This is a genomic window from Ochrobactrum sp. Marseille-Q0166 (assembly GCF_014397025.1).
GTDB lineage: Bacteria > Pseudomonadota > Alphaproteobacteria > Rhizobiales > Rhizobiaceae > Brucella.
Genome location: NZ_JACJUO010000001.1, coordinates 313099 through 326431, shown reverse-complemented (window position 1 = coordinate 326431; position 13333 = coordinate 313099). Strand labels below are relative to the sequence as shown.

Sequence of the window (13333 nt, the reverse complement as noted above, 5' to 3'; positions counted from 1 at the left end):
ACTCTTTATGAGGAAACTCCCGGGCGGCGGAGACAAGGGAAATATGCCAGAGACCGGCTCGACGGGGAGCTTGCGGAGCAAATCCGCAAACAGCGCAGGCAGGCACCTGAAAGCATCGCTTTCATTGGCTGCAAGCCCTCTCAAACGGGTTGTTCTCACGGCTTCAGTTTCCTTTGCCGCACTGGTTGCGGCCGTTCCGGCATTTGCGCAAGGCGCTGAAAATTCCGCACGCATCGAATTGCCTTTCGGTGGCAGTGTCGGAGCTTTTGAAGTCATCCAGTTTTCGATGTTTCTTGGCGCGATGGGGGCGGCCCTGCTCTCTGCTGGCTGGCTTATTCGCGACCGCTCAAAAATTGCGCAGCAAAACAATGAGTTGCGCTCGCGCCTCTCGGATATGAATCTGACCGCGCAGCGCAATGAAGCTTTGCTTAATCTCAAAGATCAGCGTGCAATTGTCTGGGATGCCCACGGCGCACGCGCCGATGTTGTCGGGCAACTACCATTTGATAGCGGCGCACCACAGGATCGTTCGCATTTCCTTGCTTTTGGTCGCTGGCTGCGGCCACAATCGGTTGCCGAGCTTGAACGCGCGGTTTCTGCCTTACGAGAACAGGCTCATGCTTTTGATCTGACGGTTGAAACCAGCAATGGCACCCTGCTCGACGTCTATGGCCGTACTTCCGGAAGCTTTGCTATCGTGCGTTTCCTTGGTCTTCAGGGCGTGCAGGCCGAGCGTGCAGCACTTCAGGCACAGAACCGCGAGCTATCAGAAAAGCTGGCATTGTTGCGCCATCTGCTCGACCGTCTTGAACAGCCGGTCTGGGTGCGTGGCACCGATGGGCGGATGGAATGGGTCAATGCAGCCTATGCACGGGCCGTGGATGCCGTGGACGGCACACAGGCGACGTCTGAGCGTCGCGAACTCTTTGGCGCACAGGCGCGCCAGCGTCTCGAACGCGACCGGTTTGCCGAGCCTGATCTTTACGAAAAACTGCCCGCAGTCGTGCGTGGCGATCGCCGCATTTTCGATGTGACGGATGTGAGTGCGGAGGCAGGTTCTGCCGGTTTGGGCTTTGATCTAAGCGAAGTCGAGCAGATTCGCGAAGAGTTGAGCCGTACATTGAAGAGCCATGCCGAGACGCTCGATCAGCTTTCAACCGCTGTGGCGATCTTCGATCCGGACATGAAGCTGCAATTCTTCAATCAGGCTTTCGTCTCGCTCTGGTCGCTCGACACGGCCTGGCTTGAGACGCATCCAAGCAATACGCTGCTGTTTGACCGCCTGCGTTCGGAAGGCAAGCTGCCCGAACAGCCGGAATGGCGCAAATGGAAGGATTCCATGCTTGCGGCCTACCGTGCTGTCGAGCCGGAGGAACATATGTGGCATCTGCCGGATACCCGTATCCTGCGCGTGGTTGCCAATCCGCATCCGCAAGGCGGCGTGACGTGGTTCTTCGAGAACATGACTGAGAAGTTCGAGCTTGAAGGTCGTTACAACACGCTGATCAAGGTGCAGGGCGAAACGCTTGATCACCTTGGCGAAGCCGTCGCCGTGTTCGGTTCCGACGGCCGTTTGCGCCTGTCCAATCCGTCATTTGCCGACCTCTGGTCGCTGCCTGCAGCCATCACCGTTGAAGGCACGCATATCTCAACCATTTCCAAGCTCTGCGGCCAGCGTGGCGGCGATGGCATCTGGGATGATTTCGTTTCTTCTGTCACTGGCTTCCTGGATGAGCGTAATGGGCGCATGGGGCAGGTCGAACTTGATGACGGTGTGATTCTTTCTTATGCCGTGGTGCCGCTGCCGAAGGGCCAGACGATGCTCACCTTCATGGACGTCACCGATACGGTACGCGTCGAACGGGCGCTCAAGGAAAAGAACGAAGCGCTTTCGCTTGCCGATCAGATCAAGAACGACTTCGTGCAGCATGTATCTTACGAGCTGCGGTCTCCGCTCACAAACATTATCGGCTTTACCGAACTGTTACAGACACCTGCCTTTGGCTCGCTCAATGAACGCCAGCTCGAATATCTCGATCATATCGGCACATCGTCTGCCGTGCTTTTAACCATCGTCAACGATATTCTCGATCTTGCAACGGTTGATGCAGGCATCATGCAGCTCGATATCGATGATGTCGCTGTCATGGATGAAATTTCAGCTGCGGCAAAGCGTGTGAGCGAGCGTCTGCAGGAGCATGACATCGCGCTCAATGTCGATATTGCCGATGACGTGCAAACCTTCAGAGCCGACGCCAATCGTGTTCGTCAGGTGCTGTTCAATCTACTGTCCAACGCCTCCAATTATGCACCGGAAGGTTCCACCGTTTCGCTTCAGGTCGTCCGCGAAGGGACGGATATTCTGTTTGCCGTGCATGATGACGGCCCGGGAATGCCTGGCGATGTGCTTGATACGGTGTTCAAGCGTTTCCAGGCTTATCAGAATGGCGGGCGCAGACGAGGCGTCGGGCTTGGCCTTTCCATCGTGAAGAGCTTTGTCGAGCTGCATGATGGTCGCGTGGAAATCGAAACCGGCAAAGATATCGGAACAACTGTTATTTGTCGCTTCCCGTCGGAAGCGCGCAGCTTCCGTGTTGCTGCCGAATAAGATAAAGGGGGCTTTATGAGCACCCCAATCAATCGCCCAATAACCAGTCTTGAGCTTTTCCTGCCCGATGAGGCTGCCACACAGCGCTTTGGCCAGGATTTCGCCTTGGCGCTGGTCAAAGGCGATCTCGTTACCTTATCGGGCGATCTTGGCGCCGGTAAGTCCTCGCTCGCACGCGCTATCATTCGCGCGATTGCTGATGATGAGCGGCTTGAAGTGCCAAGTCCGACATTTACACTTGTGCAAAGCTATGAGGGGCTGCGCTTGCCTGTCGCTCACGCCGACCTCTACAGGATTTCGCATGGTGAAGAGCTGGACGAGCTAGGGCTTGTCGAGTTTCTGGAAGATGGTGTTGTGCTGTCCGAATGGCCAGAGCAGGCGGAAGGCTTTCTGCCGGAGCCGAGCTTTGCCGTCATATTAACCCACGAAGGGGCAGGGCGGCGCATCGTAATCAGCGGGCCAGAAGCAGCCATTGCGCGTCTTGAGCGCACGCTGAAAATCCGCACTTTTCTGGAAAACAACGACCGGGCAGGGGCCACGCGCCGCTATTTACAGGGGGATGCTTCACCGCGCAAATATGAGATCATCACAAGCGAACACGGTGTCGAAATTCTGATGAATGCGCCCGCGATGCCCTACGATCCGCCATTGCGCAACGGCAAGTCCTATCGCCAGCTTGCGCATATTGCAGAGAATATTCAGGCTTTCGTGGCCATTGATGATCTGCTTGCGAAAAATGGCCTGCGCGTGCCGCAAATGCGCGCTGTTGATATTGATGCAGGACTGCTGATCCTCGAAAATCTCGGGCTTGAGGGCATCAGGGCTCCATCGGGTGAGCCGGTGGCCGAACGCTATGAAGCGGCTGGACGGTTTCTTGCACATCTTCATGGGGTTCAGTGGCCTGATCATGCGCCTGTTGCAGGCTATCCGGATCACATCATTGCACCTTTTGATCGCGATGCGATGATCATGGAAGTGAACCTTGTCGGGCAATGGTATGCACCACGCATGATGGGCCGCAAGCTGACTGATGCAGAAGCGCAGGCTTATGAAGCGGCATGGGACAAAGTTCTCGACGCGATTGCCGATTGCGAGAAAAGCCTGCTGCTGCGCGATTATCATTCGCCAAACCTGTTCTGGTTTGAGGATGCGAAAGGCAAAGACAAAATCGGCACAATCGACTTTCAGGACGCGATGATCGGACCTGCTGCCTATGATGTCGCGTCGCTGGCACTCGATGCTCGCCTGACGATTACGCCGGAGCTCGAAAAGGCAGTGGTTGATGCTTATTGCGATGAACGCCGCAAGCTTGGCCATGTGTTTGACGAAGCGGCTTTCCGCATGGCCTATGCCGCCATGGGTGCGCAGCGCAACGCCAAGCTGTTGGGCCTGTTCGTGCGGCTTGATGAGCGTGATGGCAAGCCGCATTATCTCGCGCATCTGCCCCGCATTCACGACTATCTTGGCCGCGTCTTAAAGCATCCGGTCATGGCGCCGGTCGCCCGCTGGTTTGATGATCTCGCATTGCTGGAGAAACAATGACACGTCCTGATACAGCGATCATGCTTGCAGCAGGTCTTGGCAAGCGTATGCGCCCGATCACCGAAACCATGCCCAAGCCACTGGTCAAGGTTTCCGGCAAGCCGCTGATCGATTGGGGCTTGGATGCGCTGGCGGGTGCAGGCGTTGAGAATACAATCGTCAATGTTCATTATTTAGCCGACCAACTGATCGACTATCTTGGCAGTCGCTCAGAGCCGAAAATCACGATCTCCGACGAGCGCGATCTGCTGCTCGATTCCGCAGGTGGTATCGTCAACGTGCTGCCACAGCTTGGGGGCAAGGCGTTCTATGTACTCAATGCTGATACATTCTGGGTTGGTGATGAAGCGCAGCCGAATATTACGGCGCTGGCGCATGTCTGGGACGATACCCGCATGGATATTCTTCTCATGACGGCGAGACTCGATCAGGCAACAGGTTTTGAAGGCAAGGGCGATTTCGTTGCGGATGAAGAGGGCCGCTTGCGCCGTCTACGTGATGTCGCCGGCGACCCGGTCATCTATGCCGGTGCAGCCATTATTCATCCGCGTATTTTTGCCAAAGCCGAGCCGGGTGTTTCATCGCTCAATCGCTATTTTGATGAAGCCATTGCAGCCGGGCGCCTTTATGGTATGCCCATGACCGGGCATTGGCTTACGGTGGGAACACCGGAAGCGATCGGCGAGGCGGAGGCTGTGCTTTCCGCAATTGCGTAAGGAGAGCATGGCGGAATGACCATTACGAGGCCGAAGCTTTTTTCCATTCCATCCGGCACAGCTTTTCTACCAGCCTTCGCCAAGGCACTTCTGGAAGGCCGCCTGATTGAAGGCTTTCCGGGTAATGCCTCTGACCCACTGGTATTAGCGAACGCGACTATCTATGTGCCGACGCGTCGTGCAGCGCGTGCGCTGCGCTCCATTTTGGTTGATATGAATCCGGCTAAATCAGCAATCCTTCCGACCATTCGCCCGCTGGGCGATGTGGACGAGGATGCAGCTTTTTTCAATGCGGCCACAAGCGGCGTATTCGATCTTAATCCGCCAATAGGCAAGGCTGAACGGCTGTTGCTGCTGGCGCGGCTCATTCGTCCATGGCGTGAATCGTTGCCTGCGCATGTGCGGGCGTTGTTTGGTGTCGATGATGTTTCGGTTCCTGCAACAACCGCTGATGCGATCTGGCTTGCACGTGATCTGGCTGGCCTGATGGATCAGGTCGAAACCGACAATGCCAAATGGAGTGAGCTTGCCAGCATTGCGCCCGATGATCTTGCCGACTGGTGGCAGGTCACGCTTGGCTTTCTCGATATTGTCACGAAACTCTGGCCGGAAATTCTGCAAGAGCGCAAGCTGTCTAATCCGGCAGCGCACCGCAATGAACTGATCTGGGGCGAGGTGCGGCGATTGCGCGATCATCCGCCGCAAGGGCCTGTGATTGCGGCTGGTTCCACGGGCTCCATTCCCGCGACTGCCGAGCTTGTTTCAGTCATTGCCCGACTGCCGCAAGGTGCTGTGGTTCTGCCGGGGCTGGACCGTGATCTTGATGAAGGCGCGTGGAATCTGCTGGGGGCTTCGGATGATAATCCGTCCACTTTCGGTCATCCGCAATATGGTCTCCACAAGCTGTTGCAGGCTATTGGGGTATTGCGCGAGGATGTCGAGCATATCGAAGATATGCCGGTTAACAAGCGCGTGCTGGAGCGCGTGGTCAGTGAAGCGCTGCGCCCGGCGGAAACCACGGATGCGTGGAGCCTGCTTAACCGCGATGCGGATATGCACCCTGAAGCATTGCAGCAATCGGCTCAAAAGATCGATCTGATTGAAACCGCCAATGAGCGTGAGGAAGCGCTGGCAGTGGCACTGGCGCTTCGCGATGCGATCAGCGATGAAAACAAGACCGCCGCATTGGTTACTGCCGATAGAAATCTCGCGCGCCGCGTGGTGGGCGAACTCGCCCGCTTTGGCATCGACGCCGATGATTCCGGCGGTCGTCATTTGCGCGATATTGAAACCGCGACGCTGATGCGTCTCATGGTCGAAACCGTATTCAACCCTGGCGATCCTGTGGCCCTTTTAGCGCTGGTCAAGCACCCGATGCTACGGCTTGGCGGTAAGCGCATTGACCGGCGACTGGCTGCGGAAACACTTGAACTGGTGGCGTTCCGTGGCGGTACGGGCAGGGCATCGATCATCGATCTTCCTGCTTTTTTCGACCGCCGCATGGAAGAAAGCGCCAGCCAGTCAAGGCAACCGGCATGGCACGCGACTGTTACGCCTAACATGATCGAAGCGGCGCGCGCGCTTTGCGTGAGCCTGTCGGAAGCTGTTGCGCCGCTTGCACCTTTTGCTACCATTAACCGGCGAACGGATATTGGCGAGATTACACGGGCAACTGTGGAAGCGCTGGAAAATCTGGCGCGAGATGAGAGTGGCAGCGTCACCCGTTATTATTCCGGCGAGCATGGTGAGAAGTTGGCTTCATTTCTGCGTCAGCTTGTAGCGAGCGAAGCGGGACTGGATTTTGAGGCTATTGAATGGCCTGCAATTCTTGAAGCTCTGATGTCGGGCGAAACCGTCAAGCCGCATCCGGGCGGGCATCCGCGCGTCTTTATCTGGGGTGCGCTGGAAGCGCGTTTGCAGACCATGGATACGTTGGTGATCGGTGGTCTCAACGAAGGCACATGGCCCGCCAAGACGCGCAACGACCCGTTCATGTCGCGCCCTATGAAGGCGATGATCGCGCTTGATCCACCTGAGCGCCGTACCGGCCTTGCAGCACATGATTTTCAAATGGCGCTTGGCATGGATCATGTCGTGCTGTCGCGCTCGCAGCGATCTGATAATGCGCCAACCATTACGTCGCGCTGGTTGCAGCGGCTTGAAACAGTGCTGGGTTCAGATGTGACCAAGGATATGCGCTCGCGTGGGCAACGTTTTATCCATTGGGCGCGTGAAATCGATCAGGCGCCTGATGTGCCTTTTGTCAAACGCCCGGAACCGGCACCGCCTGTAAGTGCGCGACCCAAGCATTTTTCGGTGACGGAAATTGAAACCCTGCGTCGCGATCCTTATGCGATCTTTGCCAAAAAAATTCTGAAGTTGCGTCCGCTGGAGCCGTTGATCCGCGATCCGGCAGCCGCAGAACGTGGGACGCTTTTTCACGACATTCTTGGACATTTCACGCAAGAGGGCATCGATCCGCTGGCACCGGATGCAGCAACGCAACTTGAAGAATTTGGCCGGCATTTCTTTGGCGAAATAGATCTGCCCATTGAGATCCAAGCAGTATGGTGGCCGCGTTTTACCGCACTTATTCCGCAATTCCTCGAATGGGAGCGGGAACGCGCTTACAATGTTCAGACCCGCTTTGCTGAAATTTCGTCGGATAAGCGCGAGGTCGAAAGTCTTGGCATCACTTTGTCGGGCCGCGCCGATCGTATCGATCTGATGCGCGACGGAACTGCTGAAGTGATCGACTATAAGACCGGCTCAACGCCATCGCCACGACAGGCGCACGTCCTCTTGTCGCCACAGCTGGCGCTTGAAGCCGCTCTTCTCGTGCGCGGTGCGTTTCGCGAATTGGGTTCTGTCTGCGCGTCTGATCTGACCTATGTGCGGTTGCGGGCAGGCGGGGAGGTGAAGCCGGAATCGATTTTGAAGATTGGTCGGCCACCATCGGAAAAGACCGCACCCGCCCTTGGCGAAGAGGCTTGGCAACGATTGGCGCAGCTTCTCGCTGAATATCAGAATCCGGCTAAGGGTTATCTTTCCCGCGCGCTGCCCTTCCGCGAAACAGACCTGACGGGCGACTATGATCATCTTGCACGCGTGCTGGAATGGTCCGCCGGTGGTGATGCTGGCGGGGAGGGCGGTGAATGAAAAAGCAACGTGTCATTCCACCGGAAACAATCGCAGCACAGGCCAGTGCTGCCAATCCCGCCGCCTCTGTCTGGGTGTCGGCTAATGCCGGTTCGGGCAAGACTCACGTTTTAACCGAGCGTGTGATCCGGCTGCTGCTCGAAGGCACTGATCCGTCGAAAATCCTTTGCCTGACCTATACCAAGGCGGCAGCAGCCGTCATGCAGAACCGCGTTTTTGCACGATTGTCTGAATGGGCAATGTTGCCGGACGAGGACTTGGCCGACAGGCTAGATAAGCTTGAAGGCAGGCGTCCGGGAGCGACACGGCTTGCCGTTGCACGCAGGCTTTTTGCGCGCGCGCTTGAAACACCGGGTGGGTTGAAAATCCAGACCATCCACGCATTTTGCGAAGCGATTCTGCATCAGTTCCCGCTTGAGGCGAATATTGCAGGCCACTTCGAGATGATGGATGATCTCATGCAGGTGGCTCTTGTCGGCGAAGCGCGACGCAGCCTGCTTGAGACCGCACATGGCGGCGGTGATCCGGAACTGGCGAACGCCTTTGCCGATGTTATGCAGGCAGCAGGCGAGATGGGTTTGCAGGCACTGCTTGATGAGGCGGTGGGGCGTCGCAATGGCTTGCAGCAATACATTACGGCGCTTGGCAATGCGGATGAGCGCAGCGAGATTTTGCACAGGCATTTCCGCTTTCGGCCAGACACGCGCGAATCTGATTTGTTGGATGATATGTGGCCGGTGCCGGAATTTTCCGACGATGCACTCGATCTCATTTTGTCGATCCAGAAGGGTGCGGCACGCGCACATGATTTTGCGTTGCAGCTCAAGCAATATGACAAGGTCAAAAGCAGCTTCGACAAGGAAGCCGTTCTGCGCGCTTCCTTCCTGAAAGCAACCGGCGAGGCAAAATCCGGCTCCTATGTTGGCTCGGCTGCGGTCAAAAAGCTGCTGCCGGATTTCGAGGAAGATTTTAATGCCGCAGCAATGCGTGTCGAGCTTGGTCTCGACAAGATCAAAGAACTGCGGCTTATCCGGCTCAATCTGAGCGCACTCACGCTGATTGATAACCTCCTGCAACGCTATCACGATTTAAAGCGTAGGCGGGGTCTGCTCGACTTTGAAGACCTGATCACCCGCACCGTGGCGCTGCTGGCGCGCAATGGTGCAGGGCAGTGGGTGCAGTATAAGCTTGATCGCGGCATTGATCATATTTTGGTCGATGAAGCACAGGATACCAGCCCCGATCAGTGGCAGGTCATCCGCATGTTGTCAGAAGAGTTTTTCTCAGGCCTCGGTCAGCGCAACGTGCAGCGCACACTGTTTGCCGTCGGCGATGAAAAGCAGTCGATCTACTCGTTTCAGGGCGCGGTGCCGGAAGACTTTGCAGCGCAGGGCAGGGCGGTCAGCCTTCGCGCTGCCGATGCAGAGCTCAAATTCGAGCGCGTCAGCCTCAACTTCTCGTTCCGTTCAGCGCCGGATGTGTTGCAGGCCGTGGACGAGGTTTTTGCGCGTCCCGAGGCCAATCGCGGCTTGTCAGGTGCCACCGTTCACTCTGCCATTCGCGATAACGAGCCGGGCGAGGTGGAAATCTGGGATATGCTGACACCGGAAGTGGTGGAGGAGCCAGACGACTGGCGCGTTCCGGTCGATCATTTGCAGGCTCCTGCCATCAAACTTGCCGAACAGATTGCAGAGACCATTCGCTACTGGCTTGATCGCGGCGAAACCATTCCGGGCCAGAACCGCAAACTGGCACCGAAAGACATCATGGTGCTGGTTCGTAAGCGCGATCAGTTCATGCCAGCGCTTTCGCGCGCACTCAAAGAGCGCCATGTGCCGGTGGCTGGTGCCGACCGGCTCAAACTTACAAGCCACATCGCCATTCAGGATCTGATGGCGCTGGGGCGTTTCGTGTTGCAGCCGTCAGATGATTTGTCATTGGCCTCTCTTCTCAAAAGCCCGCTGTTTGGCTGGGATGATGACAGGCTGTTTGCGCTCGCCAATCCGCGCAAGAGCGGCGAAACGCTGTTTGAGCGGCTGTATCATGAATCCCTTGAAGACCCGGCATTGATTGGCGTGCATAAGACGCTGAGCCGCTGGCGCAATATGGCCGACACCATGCCGATCTTCGAGTTCTATGCGCGAATCTTAAGTACAGATGGTGCAAGGCGTAAGCTTCTGGCGCGACTTGGACCGGAAGCGGGCGATATTATCGATGAATTCCAGAATTATGCGCTTTCGGCTGAACGCGCTGGTCTGCCGGGTATGCAGGCTTTTCTGGAAACGCTTGATGCAGCCTCACCGCAGATCAAGCGCGAACTTGATCAGGGCCGCAACGAAGTGCGTATCATGACTGTTCATGCCGCCAAGGGGCTTGAGGGTGCTGTGGTGTTTCTGGTTGATCCTGGCAATGCCGTCTGGAGCGGAACGCGCGCGCCTAAGCTGATCCCGTTTGATCTCAGCAATGACGGGCCACAGGTGAAAGGCTATCTCTGGCAGCCGAATGGAAGCTATCAGACGGGCTTTCTGGCGGCACAGATTGAAGGCTTAAAGGCGCGTGCGGAAGAAGAATATCGCCGCTTGCTTTATGTGGGCATGACGCGTGCGGAAGACCGGCTGATTGTCTGTGGCTATCGCGGTTCGCGCGACAGCGGCGAGACATGGCACAGGCTGGTTGAAGATGCACTCACAACCAAGGCCGAACCCTTTGTGCATCCGGTATCAGGTGTTGCAGCCCGGCGCTATCGCAACACGCCGCGCGGTCTCACTGAGATTGCAGAGCCGGAAGTGGCGCAAATCGCAGAGCTGCCGCCGCTGCCGCTCGACTATCTCAAGCCCATAAAGCCGGAACCGGGTCTGCCGCGTCCGCTGGCCCCATCGGGTGCATCGGCTCTCATTGAAGCGGATGAAGAGCCACCGCTCGACACATTATCGCCTGTTCTTGGACAAGGCGGCGAGACGTCTGCATTTGCTCTTCGTCGCGGTACGGCGATCCATATGCTGCTGCAATATCTGCCAGAAGTGGCCGCGAATGAGCGCGAGAAGCTAGCACAGGATTATCTGGCACGCATTGCTGCCGACTGGCCGGAAGTTGAACGCGCGAAAGCCTGGGCGAGTGTTGCAACAATTCTGGCTGATCCGAAATTTGCGCCGGTTTTTGCTCGTGGATCGCGTGGTGAGGTGGCAGTCATGGGCACGATCAATCTCGGCGGAAAAGACCATGCCGTCTCGGGTCAGATCGACCGCATCAGCGTGGATGAAAACCGCGTGCTGATTGTGGATTATAAAACCAATCGCCCGCCGCCAAAGACCGTTGAAGCAGTGCCTTTCGCCTATCGTGCACAGCTGGCGCTTTATCGGGAACTGCTCGGCCCCCTTTATCCGGGAAGGGTTGTCGAGGCCGCCTTACTCTTCACAGAAGGCCCGTATTTGCTGCCATTGCCGGAAGCGGCAATGGATGAGGCACTGAAAGCGCTTGGCGACTCTCAAGCAAAGGTTACCAACTAGAACTTGACGGATGGCAGTCAACACGCCACATGATATGGTCAAATGAGCAGTTTCTCGATGAGTCTTATGCTCTCAAACAGATATGAGGATAGCCCTATGGCAACCGTAAAGGTCGATAACAGCAATTTTCAGTCGGACGTTCTTCAGTCGAGCGAGCCTGTGGTCGTTGATTTCTGGGCTGAATGGTGCGGTCCTTGCAAGATGATCGCTCCGGCTCTGGACGAAATCGCTACCGAAATGGCTGGCCAGGTCAAGATCGCCAAGGTCAATATCGACGAAAATCCAGAACTCGCAGCACAGTTCGGCGTGCGTTCGATCCCGACGCTTCTGATGTTCAAGGATGGCGAACTTGCCGCCAACATGGTTGGCGCTGCTCCAAAGAGCCGCCTTGCTGACTGGATCAAGGCTTCTGCTGCTTAATCAGCAGATTTTATAAGATAAGAAAAACCCGGCCTTTGAGCCGGGTTTTTTATTAAACGGGCGGTGTTCCATTGTCGCGCAGGACTTCGCCCGCAAGATAAAGTGAACCACCGATCAGGATGCGCGGCGGGGCTTCATCATGAGGCCATGTATCGCGTAAAATCTTGAGCGCGTTTTCGACTGAATGCACAGGCTCAGCCGAAAGTCCGGCCTTCTGTGCGCTGATCGCCAGTTCGCTGTTTGAAATACCTGCATCACTTGATGGGATCGGCACAGTAAAGACATGGCGTGCCATGCCAGTAAAGGCTTCAAAATAGCCGACAGGATCTTTGGTGTTGATCATCCCGGTAATAAGGAACAACGGCCGTGTGGAGCGTTCCTCCAGATCGCCAATGGCTTCTGCAATCACAATGCCAGCACCCGGGTTATGTCCGCCATCAAGCCAGATTTCCGATGCAGCAGGCGCGAGATCGAAAAGCTTGCCATGGGTGAGGCGCTGCATCCGTGCAGGCCAGTCCACCACCATCATGGCCTTTTCAGCTGCCTTTTCGGTAATAGTGAAGCCAGCCATCTGCACGGCTTCAATGGCGGCGGCAGCATTGGCAAGCTGGTGACGACCCGGCAGGCGTGGCAATGGCAGATCGATCAGCCCGTCTTCATTCTGGAAGACCATGCGGCCATGTTCCTCGAATGAAAAGAAATCCTGAGCATAGATCGAAAGCGGGCAATCCAGGCGATCTGCGGTCGAGATCAGGACCTCGCGCGCAGCATCAAAGGGCTGGAAGCCAATAACCACGGGACAATCCTGCTTGATGATACCGGCCTTTTCAGCAGCAATCAGCTCAACACGGTCGCCCAGAAATGCCTGATGATCGATCGAGATCGGCATGATCAGGGATACCGCTGGCTCGGCAATCACGTTGGTCGCATCAAAACGTCCGCCAAGGCCAACTTCCATAATGACAACATCAGCAGGATGCTCGGAAAACAATACAAAAGCAACGGCAGTCAGTATCTCGAAAACCGTGATGTGGTTGCCTTCATTGGCGCGCTCCACGCGTTCGATGGCATCTGCCAGAACATCGTCGGATACAAACTTGCCGCCGTTTTTGGAGGCAAGACGATAGCGTTCATGCCAGTTGACGAGATGCGGCGAGGTATGAACGTGCACGCCAAAGCCGCTCGCTTCTAAAAGAGCGCGACAGAAGGCGCTTGCCGATCCTTTGCCGTTGGTTCCGGCAATATGGATCACTGGCGGCAGATTGAGGTGCGGATTGCCGAGCTTTTCCAGAAGACCGCGGATGCGGTCCAGGGAAAGATCAAAACCTTTTGGATGCAATTGCATCAGCCGTTCAATAACGGCATCCGCTTTTCCTGTCACG

At 56.4% G+C, this 13333-nt stretch carries 7 protein-coding genes; 6 read left to right on the top strand and 1 reads right to left on the bottom strand.

Annotated features, from left to right (window positions below; translation table 11 throughout):
• Positions 1 to 43 precede the first annotated feature (43 nt).
• From H5024_RS01490 to trxA, 6 genes are all read left to right on the top strand, one after another.
• Positions 44 to 2608 (top strand): PAS domain-containing sensor histidine kinase, encoded by a 2565-nt coding sequence (locus tag H5024_RS01490; RefSeq protein ID WP_187546512.1) that lies wholly within the window; start codon positions 44 to 46, stop codon positions 2606 to 2608.
• A 27-nt stretch (positions 2609 to 2635) separates the two neighbouring features.
• Positions 2636 to 4150, top strand: a complete 1515-nt coding sequence (gene tsaE / locus H5024_RS01485; RefSeq protein ID WP_187546510.1) for a tRNA (adenosine(37)-N6)-threonylcarbamoyltransferase complex ATPase subunit type 1 TsaE — start codon at positions 2636 to 2638, stop codon at positions 4148 to 4150.
• Positions 4147 to 4866: a nucleotidyltransferase family protein gene (locus H5024_RS01480; protein WP_187543699.1), complete on the top strand. Its 720-nt coding sequence runs from the start codon at positions 4147 to 4149 to the stop codon at positions 4864 to 4866. The genes tsaE and H5024_RS01480 overlap by 4 nt, the downstream gene beginning before the upstream one ends.
• A 15-nt stretch (positions 4867 to 4881) precedes the next feature.
• Positions 4882 to 8025 (top strand): double-strand break repair protein AddB, encoded by a 3144-nt coding sequence (gene addB / locus H5024_RS01475; protein WP_187543698.1) that lies wholly within the window; start codon positions 4882 to 4884, stop codon positions 8023 to 8025.
• Complete coding sequence (addA, locus tag H5024_RS01470; RefSeq protein WP_187543697.1) at positions 8022 to 11531, top strand: double-strand break repair helicase AddA; 3510 nt, start codon at positions 8022 to 8024, stop codon at positions 11529 to 11531. The genes addB and addA overlap by 4 nt, the downstream gene beginning before the upstream one ends.
• Positions 11532 to 11627: 96 nt before the next feature.
• A complete protein-coding gene (gene trxA / locus H5024_RS01465) occupies positions 11628 to 11951 on the top strand; it encodes a thioredoxin (protein WP_006473274.1) in 324 nt (107 codons plus the stop codon).
• A gap of 52 nt (positions 11952 to 12003) precedes the next feature.
• On the opposite strand, the gene H5024_RS01460 is transcribed toward trxA, so the two are convergent.
• Positions 12004 to 13332 (bottom strand): folylpolyglutamate synthase/dihydrofolate synthase family protein, encoded by a 1329-nt coding sequence (locus H5024_RS01460; RefSeq protein ID WP_337961958.1) that lies wholly within the window; start codon positions 13330 to 13332, stop codon positions 12004 to 12006.
• Position 13333 lies beyond the last annotated feature (1 nt).